This is a genomic window from Grimontia sp. THUN1695 (assembly GCF_059704325.2).
The window spans coordinates 2425188-2449943 of sequence record NZ_AP046577.1; the positions used below are offsets into that span (position 1 = coordinate 2425188).

Annotated in this window: 14 protein-coding genes, 6 tRNA genes and 3 rRNA genes; 5 read left to right on the forward strand and 18 right to left on the reverse strand. The window is 51.3% G+C overall.

Annotation, left to right across the window (positions count from 1 at the left end; translation table 11 throughout):
• Positions 1-9: 9 nt before the first annotated feature.
• The 5 genes from AC6IB1_RS14495 to AC6IB1_RS14515 all read right to left on the reverse strand — a co-directional run bounded on the left by AC6IB1_RS14495 (position 10) and on the right by AC6IB1_RS14515 (position 8150).
• Positions 10-957: a PstS family phosphate ABC transporter substrate-binding protein gene (locus AC6IB1_RS14495; protein ID WP_497567242.1), complete on the reverse strand. Its 948-nt coding sequence runs from the start codon at positions 955-957 to the stop codon at positions 10-12.
• Complete coding sequence (gene phoR / locus AC6IB1_RS14500) at positions 951-2246, reverse strand: phosphate regulon sensor histidine kinase PhoR (protein WP_005507061.1); 1296 nt, start codon at positions 2244-2246, stop codon at positions 951-953. The genes AC6IB1_RS14495 and phoR overlap by 7 nt, the downstream gene beginning before the upstream one ends.
• A gap of 56 nt (positions 2247-2302) precedes the next feature.
• A complete protein-coding gene (gene phoB / locus AC6IB1_RS14505) occupies positions 2303-2992 on the reverse strand; it encodes a phosphate regulon transcriptional regulator PhoB (protein WP_005507064.1) in 690 nt (229 codons plus the stop codon).
• Positions 2993-3141: 149 nt separating this feature from the next.
• Positions 3142-6909 carry an AAA family ATPase gene (locus tag AC6IB1_RS14510; protein ID WP_497567243.1) on the reverse strand — a complete coding sequence of 1256 codons (3768 nt, stop codon included), beginning with the start codon at positions 6907-6909 and terminating at the stop codon, positions 3142-3144.
• On the reverse strand, positions 6906-8150 hold the full coding sequence (locus AC6IB1_RS14515; protein ID WP_503693035.1) for an exonuclease SbcCD subunit D C-terminal domain-containing protein: 1245 nt from the start codon (positions 8148-8150) through the stop codon (positions 6906-6908). Before AC6IB1_RS14515 ends, AC6IB1_RS14510 begins: the two co-directional genes overlap by 4 nt.
• Positions 8151-8270: 120 nt before the next feature.
• On the opposite strand from AC6IB1_RS14515, the gene rdgC reads away from it, so the two are divergent.
• Positions 8271-9182, forward strand: a complete 912-nt coding sequence (gene rdgC, locus AC6IB1_RS14520; protein WP_497569148.1) for a recombination-associated protein RdgC — start codon at positions 8271-8273, stop codon at positions 9180-9182.
• A 70-nt stretch (positions 9183-9252) separates the two neighbouring features.
• Here rdgC and AC6IB1_RS14525 read toward each other — a convergent pair whose 3' ends face one another.
• A complete protein-coding gene (locus AC6IB1_RS14525; RefSeq protein ID WP_497567244.1) occupies positions 9253-10530 on the reverse strand; it encodes a peptidoglycan DD-metalloendopeptidase family protein in 1278 nt (425 codons plus the stop codon).
• Between the two features lie 264 nt (positions 10531-10794).
• On the opposite strand from AC6IB1_RS14525, the gene trhP reads away from it, so the two are divergent.
• From trhP to AC6IB1_RS14540, 3 genes are all read left to right on the forward strand, one after another.
• The gene (trhP, locus tag AC6IB1_RS14530) at positions 10795-12156 is read left to right on the forward strand and encodes a prephenate-dependent tRNA uridine(34) hydroxylase TrhP (RefSeq protein ID WP_497569149.1); all 1362 of its coding nucleotides are present in this window, start codon (positions 10795-10797) and stop codon (positions 12154-12156) included.
• Positions 12157-12159: 3 nt separating this feature from the next.
• Positions 12160-12414: a YfhL family 4Fe-4S dicluster ferredoxin gene (locus tag AC6IB1_RS14535; RefSeq protein ID WP_497567245.1), complete on the forward strand. Its 255-nt coding sequence runs from the start codon at positions 12160-12162 to the stop codon at positions 12412-12414.
• 122 nt (positions 12415-12536) lie between these two features.
• Positions 12537-13958: an IS1182 family transposase gene (locus AC6IB1_RS14540; protein WP_497567121.1), complete on the forward strand. Its 1422-nt coding sequence runs from the start codon at positions 12537-12539 to the stop codon at positions 13956-13958.
• Between the two features lie 133 nt (positions 13959-14091).
• Here the strand turns inward: AC6IB1_RS14540 and mepA are convergent, their stop codons facing one another.
• The 10 genes from mepA to AC6IB1_RS14590 all read right to left on the reverse strand — a co-directional run bounded on the left by mepA (position 14092) and on the right by AC6IB1_RS14590 (position 21713).
• On the reverse strand, positions 14092-14934 hold the full coding sequence (gene mepA / locus AC6IB1_RS14545; RefSeq protein WP_497567246.1) for a penicillin-insensitive murein endopeptidase: 843 nt from the start codon (positions 14932-14934) through the stop codon (positions 14092-14094).
• Between the two features lie 275 nt (positions 14935-15209).
• A tRNA-Asp gene (locus AC6IB1_RS14550) sits at positions 15210-15286 on the reverse strand.
• 42 nt (positions 15287-15328) lie between these two features.
• Positions 15329-15444 (reverse strand): 5S ribosomal RNA (gene rrf / locus AC6IB1_RS14555).
• A gap of 131 nt (positions 15445-15575) precedes the next feature.
• Positions 15576-18567: ribosomal RNA gene (locus tag AC6IB1_RS14560) — 23S ribosomal RNA — on the reverse strand.
• A 254-nt stretch (positions 18568-18821) separates the two neighbouring features.
• Positions 18822-18897 (reverse strand) — tRNA-Ala (locus tag AC6IB1_RS14565).
• 90 nt (positions 18898-18987) lie between these two features.
• Positions 18988-19063: transfer RNA gene (locus tag AC6IB1_RS14570), tRNA-Val, on the reverse strand.
• A gap of 67 nt (positions 19064-19130) precedes the next feature.
• Positions 19131-19206 (reverse strand) — tRNA-Lys (locus AC6IB1_RS14575).
• Between the two features lie 2 nt (positions 19207-19208).
• Positions 19209-19284, reverse strand: a tRNA-Glu gene (locus tag AC6IB1_RS14580).
• Positions 19285-19454: 170 nt separating this feature from the next.
• Positions 19455-21006: ribosomal RNA gene (locus AC6IB1_RS14585) — 16S ribosomal RNA — on the reverse strand.
• Together the 16S, 23S and 5S rRNA genes with 5 tRNA genes alongside form the textbook arrangement of a ribosomal RNA operon.
• A gap of 620 nt (positions 21007-21626) precedes the next feature.
• Positions 21627-21713: transfer RNA gene (locus tag AC6IB1_RS14590), tRNA-Leu, on the reverse strand.
• Positions 21714-21895: 182 nt separating this feature from the next.
• Between AC6IB1_RS14590 and AC6IB1_RS14595 the strand changes: the two genes are divergently transcribed.
• Positions 21896-22387: an RDD family protein gene (locus AC6IB1_RS14595; protein ID WP_497567247.1), complete on the forward strand. Its 492-nt coding sequence runs from the start codon at positions 21896-21898 to the stop codon at positions 22385-22387.
• 61 nt (positions 22388-22448) lie between these two features.
• Here AC6IB1_RS14595 and lptG read toward each other — a convergent pair whose 3' ends face one another.
• Both lptG and lptF read right to left on the reverse strand, forming a co-directional pair.
• A complete protein-coding gene (gene lptG, locus AC6IB1_RS14600; protein WP_497567248.1) occupies positions 22449-23522 on the reverse strand; it encodes an LPS export ABC transporter permease LptG in 1074 nt (357 codons plus the stop codon).
• A complete protein-coding gene (gene lptF, locus AC6IB1_RS14605; protein ID WP_497567249.1) occupies positions 23522-24622 on the reverse strand; it encodes an LPS export ABC transporter permease LptF in 1101 nt (366 codons plus the stop codon). Before lptF ends, lptG begins: the two co-directional genes overlap by 1 nt.
• Positions 24623-24756: the final 134 nt, after the last annotated feature.

The following is a 24756-nucleotide window of genomic DNA, read 5'->3' on the forward strand; positions in this document are numbered from 1 at the left end:
TTTATATGGTTACAGGTCAAGATCGTTAAGCTGCTGTTCAATCAGTTTTTTTGGCAAGGGAACAAATCCTTCAGCCCCCACCAAAGCTTGCCCCTGTCTTGAGAGGATCATCCTTATAAATTCAGCCTCCATGCGCGGCAAGGGCTTGCCCGGCACTTTGTTGATATAGACATAGAGATAGCGGGATAACGGATAACGCCCAGAGATCACATTTCCGGTAGTGGCGTAAACCCGCTCGCCATCTACGTCCAGCGGCAACATTTTCGCGCCAGCCGTGCGGTAGCCAATGCCTGCATAACCAATGGCATTCAGCGACGTGCTGACAGATTGCACCACAGAAGCAGAACCCGGCTGCTCATTCACATCTGGCCGGAAGTCACCGTCACACAGCGCCTGATCTTTAAAAAAGCCGTAGGTACCTGATACTGAATTGCGGCCAAAAAGTTGAATGTTCCGTTTTTTCCAGCTGCCCGGCAGACCAAGCTGCCCCCACTTTTCGATACGCGCATTGGCGCCACACCGCAACGTTTGGGAAAACAACGCATCTACTTGCCTCATATTCAGCACATCAATGGGATTGTCCTGGTGGACAAAAATCGCCATCGCATCAATGGCCACTTTGATGGCTGTCGGGGGATAGCCATACCTACGTTCGAACAGTTCAATCTCGCGCGGGTGCATCTCCCTGCTCATGGTACCAAACTGCGTCGTGGCTTCGATCAATGCAGGCACAGCGGTTGATGAGCCTGATGTTTGGATTTGCACGTTGACACTGGGGTAATACTGTTTAAACAGACTACCCCACTGGGTTACCAGATTGGCAAGGGTATCTGATCCGACGGTCGAGAGATTGCCGGATACATTTTCTATGCGGTGATACGCAGGCAGGTGATCTTCAGCTAGCGAAGGCGACACCATCCATAACAATCCAATTAAGATCAAAGCCCATTTCAGCATGCCAGGCGCTCCGGGAGCGTAAATGAAAACGTACTGCCCTCGCCAACCTTACTGTTAATTTCAAGTTCAGATTCGTGATGATTCAGCGCATGCTTCACTATCGCAAGCCCTAAACCGCTACCGCCGGTTTCACGTGAACGCGCTTTATCCACCCGATAAAAACGCTCTGTCAGCCTGTCGATATGTTGCGGCGCAATACCCTCACCACTGTCAATCACTTCTAACCGGGGCCCCTTTCGGGACTTGAACCAGCGAACCTTGATTTTCGCGCTAGCCGGGGTGTGCTTCACCGCGTTATACACCAGGTTGGAAATTGCACTGCGAAGCTGGTCTTCATCCCCCAGCACCTTCAGGGAATGGTCGATATCAAATTCAAAGTCATGCGCCTTATCGCCACTTAATGTCCGCGCTTCTTTTTCCAGCACATCCAGCATCGCCGGCACATCGACTTTCTGATCAAGGGCGATTTTCACACTCGCTTCTATCTTAGACAGCGTCAGAAGTTGTTCCACCAGGCTCTCCATGCGGGTTAACTGCTCTGTCATCACGCCATGGGCTTTATTCCACATTGGCCCCGCCAGCATGTCCGGATCTTCTGACATTTCCAGATAACCACGCAGCACCGTCATCGGGGTGCGAAGCTCATGGGAGACGTTGGCAAAGAAGTTACGGCGCATGCCTTCCAGTTGTTTCAACTGGGTGATATCACGCACCACCATCAGGTATTCCCCTTCCGCATAAGGCATGGTACGGAACTCCAGGGTTTTCGAGGCATGCAGCGTGGAGCGCATCTCAAACGGTTCACCAAGCTCTGCGCGCCCCAGGTACTCAATAAATTCCGGGGTACGGATAAGGTTGGCAATGTACTGGCCGGCATCATCTGGCATGCGGAAACCGAGCAGCTCCTGTGCCAGCTTGTTGCACCAGACAATCGAGCCATCATGCTCAAACACGACCACGGCATCCGGCAAAGATTCAGCGCCATTGCGGAAACGGCGGATCAAATTCGTCAACTCTTTACGCCGACGGCGGTTACGTTTTTGTAAGCGATAAATGCCATTAAACAGCGGCGTCCAGCTCCCAGAGCCGGTTGGCGGTATCAGACTGCGCTCTTTCCACAGCCAGTCAGACAGTTTGAGCTGGTGATAGAAGTTCCACAACAACACCAACACCGTTGCCAGCAGCAACAGCCAGGGAAGGCCGCCAAAAAAACCGCCAATAAGAAACCAGGGTAGATAAAAAAAAGCCAGCTCCAGAGCCAGCTTTTTCCATGTCAGTCTTTCGACCATTTATGTCTCCACGATATCGCCCGGTGGCCTTCGGGCGACAGATGAACAATGTGTTATCAGATGCGCGTTGAGAAGCGGTAGCCAGCACCACGCACGGTTTGTACCAGCTTGTCGTGCCCGTGCTCTTCAAGCGCTTTTCTTAAACGACGAATATGCACATCAACAGTACGATCTTCCACATAAACGTTGGTGCCCCATACGTTATTAAGAAGCTGTTCGCGACTGTAAACTCGCTCTTGATGGGTCATAAAAAAGTGCAACATTTTAAACTCGGTTGGCCCCATCTCCAGCGGCTTATCGTTGGACGTGACGCGATGTGAAACAGGATCAAGCTTGAGGCCCTGCACATCAATCACATCGTCCAGCGAAGTAGGTGATACACGGCGCATCACAGCCTTCAATCGTGCCATCAACTCTTTGGGCGAAAACGGCTTGGTGATGTAGTCATCTGCGCCCACTTCCAGACCGCGTACTTTATCCTCTTCCTCACCACGCGCTGTGAGCATCACGATCGGGATCTGGCGAGTCAGTTCATCACGTTTAAGATGTTTGATCAGGTTGATCCCCGAGCCACCTGGCAGCATCCAGTCCATCAGGATCAGTTCAGGGTAAGGCTCGCAGATTTTTTCCAGAGCACTGTCATAATCTTCTGCTTCTACGGCCTGATAACCTTTTTGTTCCAGTACGAAGCACAGCATCTCGCGAATCGGTGCTTCATCTTCGACAACAAGTATCCGTCTTACCATTTTTCCATACCCAGTTAGAGGTTTATGTGTATTTCTTGGGTGTCATTATGTGATTCTATTATGACAGTTTTGTGACCTTCCGTGAGAGATGAACGAAAACACAGCCACTAAACGCCCAATAAAAAAGGCATTTTCTGACTATCATTCATTCAGCCCCGCACCTGTACCCGGCTGACACCGCCGCCCAGCGCTTCAACAGCCACCTGTGTGCCAATCCTTTCCACCAATGTGCCAACATGTGATATCACACCAATCTGTCTGCCATCAGCCTGCAGGGTATCAAGGCAGGCGAGCGCCATTTCGAGACTGTCCGGATCCAGGGTACCGAAGCCCTCATCAATAAACAGCGAACCTAACTGCCGCGTATCTGCGGCCAGCGATGCGAGCGCCAGTGCCAATGCCAGCGAAACCAGAAAACTTTCCCCACCGGAGAGTGACTCAACACTGCGCACTTCATCGCCCATGTCATGGTCCACCACCTGCAGGGAAAGTGGGCTGGATGGCACAGTTTGCAGCGCATAGCGCGGCGCCAGTTCTTGCAGGTGGACATTGGCTTCCAACACCAATTGCTGCAAGGTGAGCGACTGCGCCAGGTTACGGAATTTATTGCCGGAAGCAGAGCCAATCAAATCGGCAATTTTCATCCACATTTCTGCGTGTTGCTGCTGTTTTTCAAGCTGGGATCTGAGTTCGCCTGCCTGTACTTCAGCCTGCTCAGAGGCCTCCAATGTACGCCTGACCAAAAACACCGATTCTTCAATTTCCGTTTTCTGCGCATCCAGCGCATTTTTCAATGCCGTGGCCTTTTCATCATCGTCAGCGCCACGCTCCGTTAACCACGTCACCGCTTGATAGACAGCCTCCTGACTCTCACGTAAGCGCCCCTCCCGCTCATCGCGCAGGGTGTTGGCAACTTGCATGGCATCATCCAAGGCTTTCAGGGCAGCTCGCTCGCTGGTTACCCAGTTCGCATCTTTGGCCAGTAATTGGATCAGAGCAGACTCAGTCAGGTCGAATGTCTGTTGCCATTTCAGCCAACGGTGCACTACCTCGCGGTGTTGTTTGTCAGTGTCTTTACGCTGCGCCTCTGCGGCTTCCAGCGCCGCCCTGTCAGCAGCCCGCTTTTCGGTCAGTGACGACAGGACGGCTTCACACTCTTTTTCCCTGCTACGGGCTGTTTCCAACGCCGATTTCAGTGACGCTTCATACCCCGCCAGATCGTCGACATCCAGCACTTCCATCCGCGCTTTGTATTGCTGCTGCGCTTTCTTAGCCAGAGTGTGGTAAGCGTCAATGGCTTCATTTTGGTGAAGCTGTAATGTCTTCAACGCCTGCTCAAGGGCCGCCATGTCCGGCACCAGAGGTGTAAGCTGTTTTTCGCACTCCTGCAACTTTTCACGAAGTGACAGGTAGTGCTTGATACGTTGTTGCATTTCACGGATATAACGCTCTGCGCCATAGTGCTGCAGCATATTCAGCCAGGAGCTGTCTCCATACAAATCGTCCAGCGCGTTATGACGCGAACGGATGCTTTCTTTCGCAGCCACTAAGCGCTCCTGCAGCGCCTTGATTCGCTCATCACTTTGCGTTTTCTGTTGGGCAACCTGATGGGCATGGGTTTGCAATTGGTTTTCACGTTGCCCCAACTGCATAAGCTGTTGTTGCCACCGCTGCACATACCCCAGACGCTGGCGACGGTTTTCCAGCGTGTGATAAAGGTTTTCCATTTCCTGATAGTTTTCTTTGGCCTTTTGATGGCTTTCGTCTACCCATGATCCAAATGCATTTGGATCATCATGTTCCAAAAACTCAGTGACCTCACCCGCTTCTTCCATAAGCGGCGCCAGTAGGGCTTTCTGGCGTTGCACATGGTAGTCCAAATCCTGCCATTGTTGCTCCCAGTGTGGCATTTGTTGCTGCGCTTGCTGGCGCTGCTGGTGGAAATAATGGCGTTCACTTTCCAGTTGGCGAAGTTCAGACTGCAACGCCTGCAGTCTCTGGCGTTGGCTAACCAGCACACCTTCAACCACCGGGTTATGCTCCCGGTAAGGGTGATGCCCTGAACCACATAATGGACAGGGCTGATCTTCTTCCAACTGGCTGCGGTACTCCGCGAGGCTCACTACCGCCATGCTCTGGTTTAAGGCCCGCTCTGCCTCTTCATATTGGGTCACCCGGGTGTTGAACGCTGGCTCAATGTCCGACAGCTGTTTGGTGGCACTTTCAATGACCGACGTCAGGCTGTTTTTTTCCTGGATCAGACGCGCTTTGTGTTCCAGAAGGTTCAACCATTCATTGCTGGCATATTGCAGTTTGCGGAAATGCTCATGGCGCTGCTGAAGCTGTTCATAACGGGCATAATCTTCTTTTTGCGCCATTTCCAAAGCCTCGGTATCCGCGTCATTGAGTTGCATTTCCAGCTGCTCACGATCTTTACCCAGACTTTCCTGCTGACGGACAATGTCGGCAAGGTCCTGTTCTACCTGTTGCTGGAAATGTTGCAGTTTCTGGATTTCCGCATCCGCTTCGGCATATTGCCGGTTTGCAACCAGGTATTGCTCAAGGTTATCCAGCACAGGTTGGTACTGCTCTGCAATCCCCGAAAAATCCCCGAATTGGGCCAGTTCGTGTTTCAGTGCCGCAATTTGCTCTTCCAGCTGATAGTGAGCTCGCCGTTTTTGCTCAAACTCAGCGCGCGCCTTGTTTATCTTTCCATCACGCTCTTGCAGTTGACCCTGCATGTCGTCCAGTTGCTGTTTGATGGCACGGTGTTCTGTGTCCATCTCTGCCGCGCGGCGCAGTTTTGGCTCTGCATCCGCCCACTGGGCCTGTGCTGTGCCCAGGATATTTTGCGATGCTGTCAGTGCATCCGTCGCCGTGATAATCTCCCCGGTTAGGGTTTGCAACGCTGCTGTCCGCGATTCAATGTTGTTTTTTAGTTGCGTCAACGACAGCCGAGTGTGCTGAAGTTGGGTAAAATCGGCATGGGCAGGCTGCACTTTTTCGACCATGCTGAGCTCATCACGCCGTGGCGCAGCCTCTTCCAACGCGTTTTCTGCATCCTCACACTGGGCGATTGCTGCGGCCAGGGCCTTTTCCAGTTCAGTGTGTGATGCCAGGGTCTGGCGATGGATTTTCAGGGTATCCAGCTGTGCCAGCACACTTTCCAGTGACGCTTTCTCTGCCTCCAGCTTTTCTCGCAACTCGGTTTTTTCTTCTTCGGGCAGGATACAGATCCCCCCCAGTTTCTCCTGCAGGGTCTCCAAGGCATTTTTCTCAGCTTTGGATTTTTCGTAGGCGGCGACAGACAGCCGGCTGTAGATTTCCCCGCCAGTCATGCGTTCCAACAACGAAGCCCGTTCATCGATGCTGGCTTTCAGAAATGCGGCAAAGTCCCCTTGTGGTAACATCACAGCGCGGCGGAATTGTTCATAGCTCAACCCAACCAAACGTTCAATTTCGCCCAGCACTTCCTGTTTTTTGCCCGAAAACCGCTGGCCATTTTCAAGGTTTTCCAGCCATTGCTCAGAAGCCTGGACACGGCCATCTGCCTTGCCCCGTGCCCGACGGACATGCCAGTGTGCACGCCAGCAGGAACCATCGTTGGCCTTGAAGTCCACTTCAGCATAGCCTTCTGCTTTACCCCGTGACAGGATGCTGCGTACATCATTGGCTTTAAGTCTGGTGGATTCATCACCCAGACCTATCTCTGCGTCATTTTTCTTGTTGGCCTGAAGGCGTGGCATACGGTCATACAGCGCCAGGCAAATCGCATCCAGCAAAGTGGATTTCCCGGCACCGGTTTTACCTGTGATAGCAAAAAGCCCGGCCTCACCCAGTCGGCTGTTGACGAAATCAATCTCGAAAGGATGTTGGATGCTGGCGAGATTCTCGCCACGAAGCGCCAAGATTTTCATGCCTGACCCTCTTCTTGTTCTTCAACCATAGTGAGCAATGCGTGGAATGCGTCGCAGATTTCCTGGGGCGGCGCTCCGTCAAATTTTTGTTCCCAACCATACTGGAATACCTGTTCCGGCGAGACATCATCAAGACGTTTGGTCGCAAAGTGTTCAGCCTGGCTTTGTTGGGTATAATGCGGCGCAATGCGTGCCAAGCGTACCGGCTTGCCTTCCAGTACCGCGTGGATTTTTTCACGAAGCATAGGTTGTGGTGCATCCATCAGCACCGGCACCTCCACCAGCGGCCGGGACTCACGCGGCAACGTGTCCGGTTGCCAGTCTTTTAGCTCCTGAAGCACCACATCCAGCGGCTGAGGCTTGGACGGCTTTCGGAGAATATCGACAGCGCGCGGCACATAGTGGGGGGTGACACTAGCAAGCTTTCCGTCGGCCAGTTCAATGCCCAATACCTGGTGCTTATAGTCACGCTCAGATATCGACAGGGGGATGGGCGAGCCGCAATAGCGAATACGTTCTTGTCCGGCCACTTTCTGCGCCAGATGCAGGTGTCCCAGTGCCACATAATCAATTTTGTCATCAAAAATTGATGCAGGCAGCGCGTGCTGGTTGCCACCCAACACTCGGCGCTCAGACATTTCAGACAACTGGCCGGATGCCATGTAAAGGTGCCCCATGGCAATAAGGGCTTCACCGCCATGGCACTGTTTCTCCGCCGCTTCCAGCATTTCCCGGTAGACGTCTTCCACACCGGCAATCAAACGATCATCCACCTCATCCAGATGCTGGGTACGCAAATCGGCACTGCGCAAAAACGGCACTGCCATAACGATGGCTTTGCTGCCATCTTTCCCGGAAACCGACACCAGCATGCGATCAGTATCCAGGCTACCGTCATTGTGACGACGTATGCCTCCTACCATGTGCAGATCAAAGGCTTTCAGCAAATCATGGGGCGCATCCAATTTGCTGGGTGAGTCATGGTTTCCACCGGCAATGATCACATCCAAGTCCGGCAGGGCCTTCGACATCTCAGCCAGGAAACGGTAGAGCATTTGCCATGCTGAGGCCGGCGGGTTGGCCGTGTCAAAGACATCACCAGAGACCAACAGCACATCAACCTGTTCAGTGATCAACAAATCAGACAGCCAGTTGAGAAATTGCTGATGTTCGTGGTCTCTGTCAAAACCATGCAGTTGATGGCCCAGATGCCAGTCGGAGGTGTGGATGATTTTAATCACAGAATGCGTACTCACCATGTTACGTGGAGAACAAATATTACCGCCATTGGAGCGACAATCCTTCCTGAATGCAATACCATGTGGCCTTTCTCATTACCGGATGGATAAAGCCTCGCCATGATTTGGTTCAAGAATATTTTTACCTACCGCCTCACCCGAGATATTGACCTCGACCCAGAGCATATCGAAAAACAGCTATCTGACTTCCGCTTTACGCCATGTGGCAGCCAGGACATGCAGAAGTTTGGCTGGGCAACTGCGTTGGGCAAGCATGGTGACATGATGACTCATGTCAGCGATGGCAATATTCTTATCTGTGCGCGCAAAGAAGAAAAAATGCTGCCTGCGTCGGTGATCAAAGACTCACTGAACGCCAAAGTGGAGGCGCTTGAACAAGAACAAGGCCGTCCGCTGAAGAAAAAAGAAAAAGACAGCATTAAAGATGACATCGTGATGGATTTGCTGCCACGGGCATTCAGCCGTATGAGCCAAACCTATGCGCTGATCATGCCCAAAACAGGTCTGATACTGATTGACGCCGGCAGCGCAAAGAAAGCAGAAGAGATTCTGGCGCTACTGCGTAAATCCCTTGGCAGTCTGCCTGTGGTGCCGGTGGAAACCCACAAACCGGTTGAGCTGGCCATGACCGAGTGGGTGCGCTCCGGCAATGCACCAAAAGGCTTTACCATTGGTGAAGAGGCGGAACTGAAAGCCATTCTGGAACAGGGGGGTGTCATCCGTTGTAAGCAACAGGATTTGTCGAGCGATGAAATCCTCGCTCACATCGAAGCAGAAAAGCTGGTGACCAAACTGGCACTGAACTGGCAGGATCGCATCGAGCTGATGCTGTGTGATGACATGTCTATCAAGCGCATCAAGTTTTCTGAAGAGCTTCGCGATCAGAATGCCGACATCGACCGTGAAGATATCGCGCAGCGTCTGGATGCAGACCTGTCGCTGATGTGTGGCGAGCTGGGCGCTTTCCTGCCAAACCTTTACGAGGAACTGGGCGGTATCGACAAAGGCGAATAAGCACAGCACCTTTCTCTTACCAGAAACGGAGACGGGGCATTGCGCCCCGTTGCTGGTTTCACTGTCCGCGCTAACTGAATTGCGCTTGCAGCATCTTCTTATCGTATTCGGCAACCGACTTTTTGAACGCAGTCATTTCCCCATGCGGTACTGACGTTGCCATCGGAATTTTGGCTTTCATCGGGTCAACAGCACGGCCATGAATCAATAATTCGTAATGAATATGCGGACCGGTAACACGCCCACTGCGACCAGACAGGGCGATGCGTTGTCCACGCGTCACACGTTGCCCTTTGCGCACCAGAATTTTACTGTTGTGCAAGTAACGGGTTTTATACTGGTTACCGTGGTCTATCACTACATATTTGCCCGCATAGGGGTGGTTGCGTACCATCACTACCACGCCATCCCCTGTTGAAAGTACGGGCGTACCTGTCCTTACTGCAAAATCTACCCCGTTGTGCGGCGACACCCGCCCGGTGACTGGGTGCTTGCGACGAGGATTGAATTGCGAGCTGATGCGCTCCCTGCCGTTGGTCGGGTAGCGCTGGAATGCACGCTGCAGGCTCTGCCCGTCTTTGTCGTAATAGTTGCCATCAGTGTGCAGGTATGCGGTGATAGGCTCACCACGACGCTCGATACGAATCGCCTTGATTTCACGTTGCCCACTGGCCTGCCCATCAACAAACTGCTCTGAACGCACGACCTCGAATTTATCGCCAGCCCTAAGATCGCGCGAGAAATTCATCTTGTCTTTCAGCAAATTGGTAATCATCTGCACGTCGTTGTAACTCAGGCCTGCACGACGTGCGGAAACAGAGAAACTGCCCTGAATATCACCCGTTGCAACCGCTTCTTCCCACGTGCCGGGAATCACTATTTCGTTAAACTCGTAACTGCCGTCATCAAGCTGAACATATTGCACTTTGGAAGCAATGTTGAATTCCAGTTCGAGCTTTTTTAGATGTTTACCCGTTGGATCAACCCAGAAGCGCAAAATATCGCCCGGCCTTAATGTATCAATCCGGAGGTGGTTCAGATCCGCTTCCATCAGCTTAAGCAACTCGGAATAGGGTAACCCAAGCCGCATGAAAATCTCGCTCAGATTATCACCGGTCTGAATGGCGTATTCGTACGCGGGGAGATCGAGGTCGCCGGATTCTTTCGCCACATCCTCTTGTATCAAGTCAGGCACAACAGACTCGGGCAGGTTGAGAGGGACAATTCGGATCGGCTCTTTTTGCAGCGTGTTAATTGACACTGCTACCGTCACCAGTGACAAGCCCATCAGGCCAAGCAACGATTTAGACAGCTTGTTACTAAATCTCTTGGTTTTAATTTCGTACATCAGTCCACATCTCAAAGTCGCAGGGTTTCACCACCATAGTTACGTCGGAAAATACCGAGCCAACATACCTATCTTCTCTAACTGGTGTCAATTCATTCAATCATTTTGAATATCGTATTGACTCATCCAAGAGACAATCTTTTCTGCAATTAGTTTCTTGAACGGAACTGGCTATGCTAGCAAGATCGCAGTAGAATCGCCGCTCCTCCGCACCACTTTTTTGATGCGGCCTGACTTACACTCAGATGAAAAGAAGCAATGACTATGTTTGTACCAGAACTTTTGTCCCCGGCCGGTAGCCTGAAAAACATGCGCTACGCCTTTGCCTATGGCGCTGACGCGGTTTATGCCGGCCAACCACGTTACAGCCTGCGTGTGCGTAACAACGAGTTCAACCACGAGAACCTGCAAATCGGCATCAACGAAGCGCATGCCCTTGGCAAGAAGTTTTATGTGGTGTGCAACATCCAACCGCACAACTCCAAGCTGAAAACCTTTATCCGCGACCTGAAACCGGTTGTGGATATGGGCCCTGACGCACTGATCATGTCTGACCCAGGCCTGATCATGATGGTTCGTGAAGCGTTCCCACACATGCCAATTCATCTGTCTGTACAGGCGAACGCGGTGAACTGGGCGACAGTGAAGTTCTGGCAAACCCAAGGCGTTGAGCGTGTGATCCTGTCCCGCGAGCTGTCGTTAGAAGAGATCGAGGAAATACGTCAGGAAGTGCCTGACATGGAGCTGGAAGTATTCGTTCACGGTGCACTGTGTATGGCTTACTCTGGCCGCTGCCTGCTGTCTGGTTACATCAACAAACGTGATCCGAACCAAGGCACCTGCACTAATGCCTGCCGCTGGGACTATAAAGTCCATGAGGCAAAAGAAGACGAGGCAGGCCAGATTGTACAGGTTCAGGAAGTGACCCCAACCCTCGGCGAAGGTGCACCGACGGATGAAGTCGTGCTGCTGGAAGAAGGCCGCCGTCCGGGTGAGCTGATGGCCGCTTTCGAAGATGAGCACGGTACTTACATCATGAACTCCAAAGACTTACGTGCCATTCAACACGTAGACCGCCTGACTAAAATGGGCGTTCACTCGCTGAAAATCGAAGGCCGTACCAAGTCTTTCTATTACTGTGCACGTACTGCGCAGGTTTACCGTCAGGCGATTGATGACGCGGTTGCAGGCAAACCGTTCGACGAAACCCTGATGACCACGCTGGAAAGCCTGGCACACCGCGGTTATACCGAAGGCTTCCTGCGCCGCCATACCCACAGTGAATACCAAAACTATGACTACGGCTACTCAGTATCTGACAGCCAGCAATTTGTAGGTGAATTCACCGGTAAGCGCCGTGATGGCATGGCAGAAGTCGAGGTGAAAAACAAATTTATCGTCGGCGACTCACTGGAGCTGATGACACCAAAAGGCAATGTCGTGTTCACGCTGGAGACCATGGAAAACCGCAAGGGTGAAGCGATTGACGACGCCAAAGGCAATGGGTACTTCGTGTACATTCCGGTACCGGAAGACATGGATCTGGACTTTGCCCTGTTGATGCGAAACCTGGTTGATGGTGCGAATACACGGAACCCAAATGTGCCTCAAACAGCGAGTGCATAACCGATGGCTCTGCTGATCACCGAGAAGTGCATTAACTGCGACATGTGTGATCCTGAGTGTCCGAATGAAGCCATTACCTTCGGCGCAGAGATCTACGAAATTGATCCGGACAAATGCACGGAATGTGTGGGTCACTATGAAAAACCCACCTGTCAGTCGGTGTGCCCGATCACCAACTGCATCATCATTGACCCTGAACATCAGGAAACCAATGATGAACTGATGGAAAAATTCGTCAAACTCCAGGGGTTGGTTTAACGCTCATTGGGTTAACACAGAAAAGCGCCGACAGGCGCTTCAGACTGCTGACAAAGCCCTGGCCATTTGGCTGGGGCTTTGATCTAATAAGGGATAAGCAAATCAATCATGGATGTGGTGACATGCTTAAAGACCCTGGCCCTCAGCAATATGAATTCGAGATGGTGACACTCGAACAGTTGGTTCCCAAAAACCATCTTGTTCGCAAAATCGATGCTGCCGTCGACTTTGAGTTTATCCGCGACGAAGTCGCCCATCTCTACTGCCACAACAATGGCCGTCCTGCGATAGACCCCGTTCGCCTGTTCAAAATCCTGCTCCTAGGCTTCCTCTTCGGTGTTAAAAGTGAACGCCAGCTCGTCAAAGACATCGAGGTCAATGTCGCTTACCGCTGGTTCCTTCGCATGTCACTCACTGAAAAGGTGATTGATGCGTCCACCTTGAGCCAGAATCGCCGCCGTCGCTTCAATGATACCGACGTGTTCGAACGCATCTTCATCCGTATCGTCGAACAGGCGATGAGCAAAGGTATGGTCGAGGGACGCGTCTTGTTTACCGACAGCACTCACCTGAAAGCCAATGCCAACAAGCGTAAATACCGTAACGAACTGGTGAAACAAAACGTCAGTGCTTATGCCGAGCTGTTAGATGAAGCGGTTGACGCTGACCGTGCAGCAGAAGGAAAACGCCCACTCAAACCGAAAGATGGTCACATTGAGAAAAACACCAAAGTCAGCACCACCGACCCAGACAGCGGGTTCATGACACGGGACCAAAAACCACAGGGCTTCTTCTACCTTGACCATCGCACCGTCGACGGCAAACACGGCATCATCCTCGACACCCATGTCACGCCAGGCAATGTGAATGACGCCCAACCGTATATCGCCCGTCTGGATACCACGTTAGCGCGCTTTACGCTCTCGCCTGTTGCCGCCGGGCTTGATGCCGGTTACTTCACCGCGACTATCTGCCATGAACTGGAGCAGCGCCAAATCCTGCCGGTGATGGGATACCGCCGGCCGCACCGTACGAAGAATCCTATCAAGAAAAAGCACTTTCATTACGACAAAGAGACGGACCGCTATCTCTGTCCTCAGGGACAGGAGCTGGTTTACAAGACCACCAACCGTCAGGCATACCGCGAGTATCACTCTGACCCACAGATATGCAAAACCTGTCCGCTGCGCGATGATTGCACCAAGAGCAAGAATCACAAACGGGTGATAACCCGGCACCTGTTCGAGAAATCGGTAGAGAATGCCAATGCCTTGAGGCTGACAGCCTGGGGAAAGAAAGTGTACCGACGACGGGCAGAGACGGTGGAGCGAAGCTTCGCAGATGCCAAACAACATCATGGCCATCGCTATGCGAGGTTCCGTGGTCTGTTGAAAGTACAAATCCAATGCTGGTTGGCGGCAGCAGCGCAAAACATCAAGAAGATAGCCTTACTGGAGGCTTATCTTCGAAAAATCGGGCTCAATACACGGCAAATAGTCCAGATAGTGACGCAATTTAGCGTCTATGGGCTAAAAGCAGCCTGAACATAACAATATGGAAAAATAGCGCGATCGCGGCCTTCGGCCGCTAACAAAAGAAAACCCCGCTTGAAAAAGCGGGGTTAGTCAGCAATCTGAAGCGCCGACAGGCGCTTTTCTTGTCTCTGGATGGCGTAAATCACTGGGTTAATACGACGTCACACTGGCCCGGCTTTATCTTCACACGCTTTCTCTTTGCTGTCGCCGCTACCGTTTTCTGCTGGTCTGTCGGTGTTGGCCGCCAGCTGATAAGCTCTGCCCCACAGCCATCCCCCACAGGCGGCGCGTTCTGCGGAATGCAGTTCACACTCCCTTCAGGGCATTGCAACCTGACATGCATATGGTAGTGGTGTCCCCACCACGGGCGCAATTTACGCAGCCAGCGCCTGTCTTCCCATGCCATATCACATAAGGTTTCTTTAATCACCGGATGGACAAAAATCCTTGCCACCTCAGGTTCTGACGCAGCGACCTGAAACAGGATAGCGTGATCTTTCATCCAGTTATCACGTTTCAATGCATAGTTATGTAAATCTACCATGCTCACCGCCACCGGGCTTTCGAGCGAATCCCGCGTCAGCGATTCCGGTGCAAAACTTAGCCATATGTCAGCGTCTAACCCGGTTTGGTGGCTGGAATGGCCTTGGGTGAAGTTACCACCCCGGGGCATGGCGATGTCAGCAATCATCAAATCATCCAAGCCAAACCCCTTGGTCTTTCTGGCAAGCTTGGTGAGGTAAGCAATCATAGCAGGATGACCGTAATAGCGATTCCTTGACGGACGAATCACCTGATACCCCTCACCTTTCAGTGGCAACGCTTCTCCTCCGCTTAAACAACCATTGACATAACTGCCAATCGACTTCTCAGCCCCAGGGTAAGGTTCCTGTACCTTTTCCCATGGATTAGCCTGTGCCACTGCCATAGAGAAGCCAATTAAAAACATGCAAATAAACAGGATCAACAGAAGATTTTTCTTCATGGTGTCACCGCCTGAAAAAGGATCATGTCAATCTTAGCAGTCTAGCCGGGGAGTATCGCAGATAGTAAAAGGAAGTCGCGGGATCTGTCGTAAACATCAAAAACAGGCCATAAGAAATGCCGTTATTGAACAAAGGGGGAGCTTTAAATGAACCCCATATCGCTATAACTCACCTTGCGACCGAATATGTAGACTGAAGGTTTCAAGCGAGAAAATTTTCGGTATCACAAACGGAAGAAAGCCCTGCTATTTCTAGCAGGGCTTCTTAATATAAGTGGCGGAGCGGACGGGACTCGAACCCGCGACCCCCGGCGTGACAGGCCGGTATTCTAACCAACTGAACTACCGCTCCACTCAGATTACTGTGTATTAAACACAATAACCTAAATTAGACGCCTGGCGATGTCCTACTCTCACATGGGGAGACCCCACACTACCATCGGCGCTGTTACGTTTCACTTCTGAGTTCGGCATGGAGTCAGGTGGGTCCATAACGCTATGGTCGCCAAGCAAATTCTTTATTGGGGTTCTCGGTCCTGGGTAACTCGGCCCTGGGAACACCCATTAAAATCTTGGAAAGCTGTCTGTTCTCAACACATTCAATGTTCTGTTTGAGTCCGCCAAAACCCCTTGGGTGTTGTAGGGTTAAGCCTCTCGGGCAATTAGTACAGGTTAGCTCAACGCCTCACAGCGCTTACACACCCTGCCTATCTACGTCGTCGTCTCCAACAACCCTTCAGGATACTTTAAGTATCAGGGAGAACTCATCTCGAGGCTCGCTTCCCGCTTAGATGCTTTCAGCGGTTATCAATTCCGAACTTAGCTACCGGGCAATGCCACTGGCGTGACAACCCGAACACCAGAGGTTCGTCCACTCCGGTCCTCTCGTACTAGGAGCAGCCCCTCTCAATTCTCCAACGCCCACGGCAGATAGGGACCGAACTGTCTCACGACGTTCTAAACCCAGCTCGCGTACCACTTTAAATGGCGAACAGCCATACCCTTGGGACCGACTTCAGCCCCAGGATGTGATGAGCCGACATCGAGGTGCCAAACACCGCCGTCGATATGAACTCTTGGGCGGTATCAGCCTGTTATCCCCGGAGTACCTTTTATCCGTTGAGCGATGGCCCTTCCATTCAGAACCACCGGATCACTATGACCTGCTTTCGCACCTGCTCGAACCGTCATTCTCGCAGTCAAGCGGGCTTTTGCCATTGCACTAACCTCACGATGTCCGACCGTGATTAGCCCACCTTCGTGCTCCTCCGTTACGCTTTGGGAGGAGACCGCCCCAGTCAAACTACCCACCAGACACTGTCCTCACCCCAGATTATGGGGCCAAGTTAGAACATCAAACATACAAGGGTGGTATTTCAAGGATGGCTCCACGGCAACTGGCGTCACCGCTTCTTAGCCTCCCACCTATCCTACACATGTAGGCTCAATGTTCAGTGCCAAGCTGTAGTAAAGGTTCACGGGGTCTTTCCGTCTAGCCGCGGGTACACAGCATCTTCACTGCGATTTCAATTTCACTGAGTCTCGGGTGGAGACAGCGTGGCCATCATTACGCCATTCGTGCAGGTCGGAACTTACCCGACAAGGAATTTCGCTACCTTAGGACCGTTATAGTTACGGCCGCCGTTTACTGGGGCTTCGATCAAGAGCTTCTCCCTAAGGATAACCCCATCAATTAACCTTCCAGCACCGGGCAGGCGTCACACCGTATACGTCCTCTTTCGAGTTTGCACAGTGCTATGTTTTTAATAAACAGTTGCAGCCACCTGGTATCTGCGACTGCCCATAGCTCCATCCGCCAGGGACTTCACCGCGGGCAGCGTACCTTCTCCCGAAGTTACGGTACCATTTTGCCTAGTTCCTTCACCCGAGTTCTCTCAAGCGCCTTGGTATTCTCTACCCGACCACCTGTGTCGGTTTGGGGTACGGTTACTGATAACCTGAAGCTTAGAGGCTTTTCCCGGAAGCAGGGCATCAATGACTTCACTACCGTAGTAGCTCGACATCGTGTCTCAGTGTATAGCAAGCCGGATTTGCCTAACTCGCCCACCTACGCACTTGAACCAGGACAACCGTCGCCTGGCCCACCTAGCCTTCTCCGTCCCCCCATCGCAGTTATCAGCAGTACGGGAATATTAACCCGTTTCCCATCGACTACGCCTTTCGGCCTCGCCTTAGGGGCCGACTTACCCTGCCCCGATTAACGTTGGACAGGAACCCTTGGTCTTCCGGCGAGGAGGTTTTTCACCCCCTTTATCGTTACTCATGTCAGCATTCGCACTTCTGATACGTCCAGCATGCCTTACAGCACACCTTCAACCGCTTACAGAACGCTCCCCTACCCAATGTGCCTAAACACACTGCCGCAGCTTCGGTGTATCGCTTAGCCCCGTTACATCTTCCGCGCAGGCCGACTCGACCAGTGAGCTATTACGCTTTCTTTAAATGATGGCTGCTTCTAAGCCAACATCCTGGCTGTCTGAGCCTTCCCACATCGTTTCCCACTTAGCGATAACTTGGGGACCTTAGCTGGCGGTCTGGGTTGTTTCCCTCTCCACGACGGACGTTAGCACCCGCCGTGTGTCTCCCGGATACTACTTACTGGTATTCGGAGTTTGCAAAGGGTTGGTAAGTCGGGATGACCCCCTAGCCTTAACAGTGCTCTACCCCCAGTAGTATTCGTCCGAGGCGCTACCTAAATAGCTTTCGGGGAGAACCAGCTATCTCCGGGTTTGATTGGCCTTTCACCCCTAGCCACAAGTCATCCGCTAATTTTTCAACATTAGTCGGTTCGGTCCTCCAATTGATGTTACTCAATCTTCAACCTGCCCATGGCTAGATCACCCGGTTTCGGGTCTACGTCATGCAACTGAACGCCCAGTTAAGACTCGGTTTCCCTACGGCTCCCCTATACGGTTAACCTTGCTACATAACGTAAGTCGCTGACCCATTATACAAAAGGTACGCAGTCACCCCATCACTAAGCCACCTCTGCTTGATTGGGGAGGTTGACCAACGCGTCGCGTTGTTAACCGCCTTTCAAGTAAGGTACCTGGACCACTAAGTCTCAGTAACTTAGTGATGGGGCTCCCACTGCTTGTACGTACACGGTTTCAGGTTCTATTTCACTCCCCTCACAGGGGTTCTTTTCGCCTTTCCCTCACGGTACTGGTTCACTATCGGTCAGTCAGGAGTATTTAGCCTTGGAGGATGGTCCCCCCATCTTCAGACAAGATAACACGTGTCCCGTCTTACTCGTTTTCACTCACTGTGCGTTGTCGTGTACGGGGCTATCACCCTGTATCGCGCCACTTTCCAGAGGCTTCCACTAACGCACAATCAGCTTAAGGGCTGGTCCGGGGTCGCTCGCCGCTACTGCCGGAATCTCAATTGATTTCTTTTCCTTCGGGTACTTAGATGTTTCAGTTCCCCGAGTTCGCCTCATTAACCTATGGATTCAGTTAATGATACTGGCTTATGCCAGTGGGTTTCCCCATTCGGAAATCCGAGAGTATCGTGACTCTTACCGTCTTCTCTCGGCTTATCGCAGGTTAGCACGTCCTTCTTCGCCTCTGACTGCCTAGGCATCCACCGTGTACGCTTAGTCACTTAACCCTACAACCCCAAGAGGTTTCGTAGCTTTAAACAACCAAGGTTTGTCATCGTTCGATGACGATTTCGCCGGACTCAAATTCCAAGAACACTTGAATGTGTTTGGTGTTAACTCTTAAGAGTTAACATTTGAGAACTTTTACAAACAAGCTTTATCTCTTTCGAAACAAAGTTGTTTAGTCAGCTTTCCAGATTTTTAAAGAGCAAAGTGATGTTAAAACCACTTTTTAAATATTCTCGCAAGAACACTTAAAGAGTGGTGGAGCTATGCGGGATCGAACCGCAGACCTCTTGAATGCAAATCAAGCGCTCTCCCAGCTGAGCTATAGCCCCATCAAATGACCTTTTCCTTTCGGCAAGGCGAAGTATTCCGACGTTTAGCTCGCTAAACGAGAAAACCTTCAACGCAGCATAAAGGAAAAGTGGTGGGCGATACCGGGCTCGAACCAGTGACCCCCTCCTTGTAAGGGAGGTGCTCTCCCAACTGAGCTAATCGCCCACATTGTTTGTTTTCACCTTTGAAAAGGCAAAACCCAAACTGCGTTTTACATCCTCTGTGGGGAAGATGGTGGGTCGTGCAGGATTCGAACCTGCGACCAATTGATTAAAAGTCAACTGCTCTACCAACTGAGCTAACGACCCAATGGCGTCCCATAGGGGAGTCGAACCCCTGTTACCGCCGTGAAAGGGCGGTGTCCTAGGCCTCTAGACGAATGGGACACAACGTTTGTCAGCGAAACATGTTTCGCTAACGTTGTGTTAGTGGAGTGACGAGCTTGCGAGAAGCGACATCATACCGAAAAACACAATGTCTGGTATTGGGATACCAAACCACTCTTTACTTTTTCAACCTATACAATCTGTGTGAACACTCGCATTCATAGCTTCGTTAAGGAGGTGATCCAGCCCCAGGTTCCCCTAGGGCTACCTTGTTACGACTTCACCCCAGTCATGAACCACACCGTGGTAAACGCCCTCCCGAAGGTTAAGCTATCTACTTCTGGTGCAGCCCACTCCCATGGTGTGACGGGCGGTGTGTACAAGGCCCGGGAACGTATTCACCGTGGCATTCTGATCCACGATTACTAGCGATTCCGACTTCATGGAGTCGAGTTGCAGACTCCAATCCGGACTACGATGCACTTTCTGGGATTCGCTCCACCTCGCGGTCTCGCTGCCCTCTGTATGCACCATTGTAGCACGTGTGTAGCCCTACTCGTAAGGGCCATGATGACTTGACGTCGTCCCCACCTTCCTCCGGTTTATCACCGGCAGTCTCCCTGGAGTTCCCACCCGAAGTGCTGGCAAACAAGGATAAGGGTTGCGCTCGTTGCGGGACTTAACCCAACATTTCACAACACGAGCTGACGACAGCCATGCAGCACCTGTCTCAGAGCTCCCGAAGGCACCAATCCATCTCTGGAAAGTTCTCTGGATGTCAAGAGTAGGTAAGGTTCTTCGCGTTGCATCGAATTAAACCACATGCTCCACCGCTTGTGCGGGCCCCCGTCAATTCATTTGAGTTTTAATCTTGCGACCGTACTCCCCAGGCGGTCTACTTAACGCGTTAGCTCCGAAAGCCACTGTTCTAGACAACAGCCTCCAAGTAGACATCGTTTACAGCGTGGACTACCAGGGTATCTAATCCTGTTTGCTCCCCACGCTTTCGCATCTGAGCGTCAGTCTTTGTCCAGGGGGCCGCCTTCGCCACCGGTATTCCTTCAGATCTCTACGCATTTCACCGCTACACCTGAAATTCTACCCCCCTCTACAAGACTCTAGCCTGCCAGTTCAAAATGCCACTCCCAGGTTAAGCCCGGGGCTTTCACATCTTGCTTAACAGACCGCCTGCATGCGCTTTACGCCCAGTAATTCCGATTAACGCTCGCACCCTCCGTATTACCGCGGCTGCTGGCACGGAGTTAGCCGGTGCTTCTTCTGCCGCTAACGTCAAATTACGCAGCTATTAACTACGTAACCTTCCTCACGGCTGAAAGTGCTTTACAACCCGAAGGCCTTCTTCACACACGCGGCATGGCTGCATCAGGCTTGCGCCCATTGTGCAATATTCCCCACTGCTGCCTCCCGTAGGAGTCTGGACCGTGTCTCAGTTCCAGTGTGGCTGATCATCCTCTCAAACCAGCTAGGGATCGTCGCCTTGGTGAGCCTTTACCTCACCAACCAGCTAATCCCAACTGGGCCCATCCTGACGCGAGAGGCCCGAAGGTCCCCCTCTTTGGTCCGAAGACATTATGCGGTATTAGCCACCGTTTCCAGTGGTTATCCCCCTCGTCAGGGCAGGTTCCCAGCCTTTACTCACCCGTCCGCCGCTCGCCGCCCAATAAATCATCCGAAGAATCTTTATTGTCGCTGCCGCTCGACTTGCATGTGTTAGGCCTGCCGCCAGCGTTCAATCTGAGCCATGATCAAACTCTTCAATTAGAATCTTTTCTGCCCTTCCTCACTTTGAAAAAGTGAACAAAGGCGGCTCGATGAAATACTGTATAAATTGACTGTGCCGATAACCCCGAAGAGCTTTCGTTTTGGTCACTCAGTTTCATCGATAAATCTTTTGTCTATCAATGACGAGTGCCCACACAGATTGCATAGGTCAAATTGTTAAAGAACGCTGACCGACTTACTTGCTTTATTAGCCGCTTGCCGTGTCGATGCGGCGCATTATAGGGCGTTCACTTTCATTGGCAATAGCCAAAAACAAATAATTTCGAAAAATCGAATCAAACGGTTATAAATCCATCAAAAAATACAGAGATGAATAGTTATCCATCAATATTCAGCTCAGATATACTAAGAAAAATGAAATGAAGCACACTTTACCCCCCAGCAAGAAGTTGCTGATACTCTCCAAGTTCGCTTCAAAGAATCCAATAGTCATGGGGAGTTTTCATATTGAAGACAACGGAAGGATAAGAGCGATAAGTTAACGCTTCAATAAATAAGGCTTAGAAGGAAAGATCGTAACAAAGAGGGAGTTTTAGGGGGATACGCAAAGACCTAAAACGAAAAAAGCCCCAGTCTTTCGACTGGGGCTTTCTGGAAATTGGTGCCCGGGGCCGGACTTGAACCGGCACAGTGTCACCACCGGCGGATTTTGAATCCGCTGCGTCTACCAATTTCGCCACCCGGGCAAGTGCGAGCAATTATACGCAAGCAACGTACCGAAGCAAGCGTCTAATTCACAAAACCCTTCTAATCGTTTCTTTTTTCGCCACACTGCTATAAACACGTACTATCTGGCCTGTTTTTACGCATTCAACACGGTCTGTAAGGCTGGTAAACTACACAAAGTACTCATTTCTAGGACAACACAATGGCTCACTCCTCCCCACAATACAGCGTACCTAAGGGCGCCAGCTTTTTCAGACGCTTTGGCGCTTGGCTTTATGATTTTCTCGTACTTATCGCTGTTGAGATGCTGGCCATTGCGCTGGTTGTTGGTGCAGTTGCAATTGCAGTACATCTGGGTCTTTCTATTGAAGGGTATGCAGATGTCAGCGACTACCTCACCCGAGACCCTGCAATCAGTCCCTTCTTCACTATCTATGTCTTTGCAATTGCAGCGGGCTTCTATGGTTATTTCTGGACCCGGGCTGGCCAGACTGTTGGCATGAGGGCATGGAAACTCAAAGTCGTCAGTGAGTTTGGAGGCAATATCACGTTTACCCAGGCACTGATCCGCATGACGACATCTTGCCTTGGCATCGGTAACCTGTTGGCATTGTTTGACAGGAATAACCGGGCGTTTCAGGATCACTTCTCAAACAGTCAGGTGATTAAAATCGAGACAGTGAAAACGAAGTAGTTCAAGACTAAGTATAAAAAGAGGGAGCACATTGGCTCCCTCTTCTTTTTTATGTAAAGCGCTAAAGCTTTCTATTCAACAGGTAAAGCGTCACTCCGATAAAAGCCAAGCTAGGCGCAATAGCACCTACAAATGGTGGCAGGTTGTAGACCAGGGTCATCGGGCCGAACACTTCATTGGAAATATAGAAGGCAAAGCCGAAAATCACCCCAGACAGCACCCTCGCCCCCATCGTCACAGAACGAAGTGGGCCAAAAACAAAGCTCAATGCCAACAGCATCATGACACCGATAGAGAGCGGCTGAAGCACTTTACGCCACAACGCCAATTCATAGCGGGAAGCATCCTGCTCCGACGCTTTCAGGTAATCCACATAACTGTATACGCCACTGAGGGAAAGCTCTTCCGGTTTCACCGTGACGATAGAGAGTTTTTCAGGCGTCAGCGTGGTCTTCCAGGCCAGTTGTTTCTCGTTAGTTTCATTGATTTTCACCGGACCATCAAAGTGGGTGACGGTGACGTTTTCCAACATCCAGCTATCTTTATCCAAATACCTTGCCTGTTCGGCAAACACTTGGGCTTTCAGCGTCTGGGTGTCATCAAACTTCCAGATGTTCACACCAATCAACGATTCTTGCTGGTCAGTCCGAGCAATATAAATGAAGTCACGGCCATCTTTTGCCCAGACGCCACGTCTGACAGACATGACATTGCCACCGGATTTCGCAAATGCACGCAGTTCACGTGCCGCTTTTTGCGCATCCGGCGCCCCCCATTGACCCAGCGCCAAGACGACTAACATCAGCGGCATTGCTGTTTTCAGTACAGAAAGGCCTATATCCAGCTTGGAGAAACCTGCTGCCTGCATGACCACCAGTTCCGAGCTTGAGGCCAGGGTACCCAGACCAATTAATGCCCCAAGGAGCACCGCCATCGGGAAGAACATCTCAATATCACGGGGCATGCTCAAAAGCACATATTGCACCGCGGTCATCATGGTAAAGGTACCCTCACCCACCGAACGAAGCTGTTCCACAAACTTGATGATGGCAGAGAGCCCTACCAGTGTTGCCAGACACAGTGATGTGGTGGCAATAATGGTGCGGCCGATATAAATGTCGAGGATCTTGAACATCAGGCCGCTCTCCTCAAACGGTATCTCATTTTACGCACAGGCAAGCTATCCCAGCTGATGAGCATCAGGGCAACCAGCAATGCCATCAAATTAACACTCCAAAGGCCAATTTCTGGCGCCAGTTTCCCTTCTTCAACCGCCGATTTCGCCGCGCTGATAGAAAGGAAGTAAGCCAGGTAAATCAAAACAGCCGGGAAAAGCTTGGCAAACCGCCCCTGGCGGGGGTTCACGGCTGAAAGCGGTACCACGATCATGGTCATCAGTGGAATACAAAGCACCAGAGAAATACGCCACTGCAACTCTGCCTGTGCGCGGGGAGAAGGTTCATGGATAAGTACTTGGGTTGGCATCGCATCCCAATCCCGGTTTTTCTGGCGAACTTCTCGCTGACCAATCAGCACCTGATAATTTTCATAATCCGTAACGGTATAGTCGAGCAGGGTCGGCACACCTTCGTAACGGATACCGTTGTTCAGATCCAGCACCTGACGACCATCTGGCAACTCAGAAATAAAGCCTTTCTCAGCCACCACAACATTCGGGCGCAAAGTGCCACGGGGAACTGGCTGGGCAATAAAAATTTTGTGCAAATCCTTACCATCGCCAGTAATATCATTGACATACACTACCGCCTGCCCATCCGGCGTGGTCTGGATTTTTCCCTGGACCAAAAGTTCCAACCCGGTGTCGGCTTCCAAACTTTCCATCACTTTGACTTCTTTGTCGTTAGCCCAAGGTGTCAGCCATAACGCGTTAAACGCCGCGACACTGCCGGTAATGATTGCCAGATATAGCGCCGCACGGATCAGGAATTTGTTTCCTATTCCCGTTGCATTCATCACGGTGATTTCACTCTCTGCGTACAGACGGCCGAAAGTAATCAAAATGCCGATATATAGACTGAGTGGCAGCATCAACATGCCCATTGAAGGCATATACAACCCCACCAGGGTTAACACATCACCGCCCGGAATTGAGCCATCTGTCGCATTCGCCAGCACCCGGATAAATTTTTGGCTAAAAAAGACCAGAAACAGCACAAAAAGCACCGCAAGTTGTGTTTTCACTGTTTCTCGGATCAAATACCGAACAATAATCACGGCGTTTTACCTTTAGAAAACTTGTTTTTTTACTCGAATCGCTATAGTTTTTCGGTAAATTAGTTGTTTTTTAATCTTTCGGCCAAGTGTTGACCTGCTTAATGAAATTTACCTCGAACAGTGTTTCGAGTTCC

Bases quoted from the DNA above. Each gene is read 5' to 3' on its own strand.
- AC6IB1_RS14495 (WP_497567242.1), bottom strand. From the start codon at position 957: ATGCTGAAATGGGCTTTGATCTTAATTGGATTGTTATGGATGGTGTCG.
- phoR (WP_005507061.1), bottom strand. From the start codon at position 2,246: ATGGTCGAAAGACTGACATGGAAAAAGCTGGCTCTGGAGCTGGCTTTT.
- phoB (WP_005507064.1), bottom strand. From the start codon at position 2,992: ATGGTAAGACGGATACTTGTTGTCGAAGATGAAGCACCGATTCGCGAG.
- AC6IB1_RS14510 (WP_497567243.1), bottom strand. From the start codon at position 6,909: ATGAAAATCTTGGCGCTTCGTGGCGAGAATCTCGCCAGCATCCAACAT.
- AC6IB1_RS14525 (WP_497567244.1), bottom strand. From the start codon at position 10,530: ATGTACGAAATTAAAACCAAGAGATTTAGTAACAAGCTGTCTAAATCG.
- trhP (WP_497569149.1), top strand. From the start codon at position 10,795: ATGTTTGTACCAGAACTTTTGTCCCCGGCCGGTAGCCTGAAAAACATG.
- AC6IB1_RS14535 (WP_497567245.1), top strand. From the start codon at position 12,160: ATGGCTCTGCTGATCACCGAGAAGTGCATTAACTGCGACATGTGTGAT.
- AC6IB1_RS14540 (WP_497567121.1), top strand. From the start codon at position 12,537: ATGCTTAAAGACCCTGGCCCTCAGCAATATGAATTCGAGATGGTGACA.
- mepA (WP_497567246.1), bottom strand. From the start codon at position 14,934: ATGAAGAAAAATCTTCTGTTGATCCTGTTTATTTGCATGTTTTTAATT.
- AC6IB1_RS14595 (WP_497567247.1), top strand. From the start codon at position 21,896: ATGGCTCACTCCTCCCCACAATACAGCGTACCTAAGGGCGCCAGCTTT.
- lptG (WP_497567248.1), bottom strand. From the start codon at position 23,522: ATGTTCAAGATCCTCGACATTTATATCGGCCGCACCATTATTGCCACC.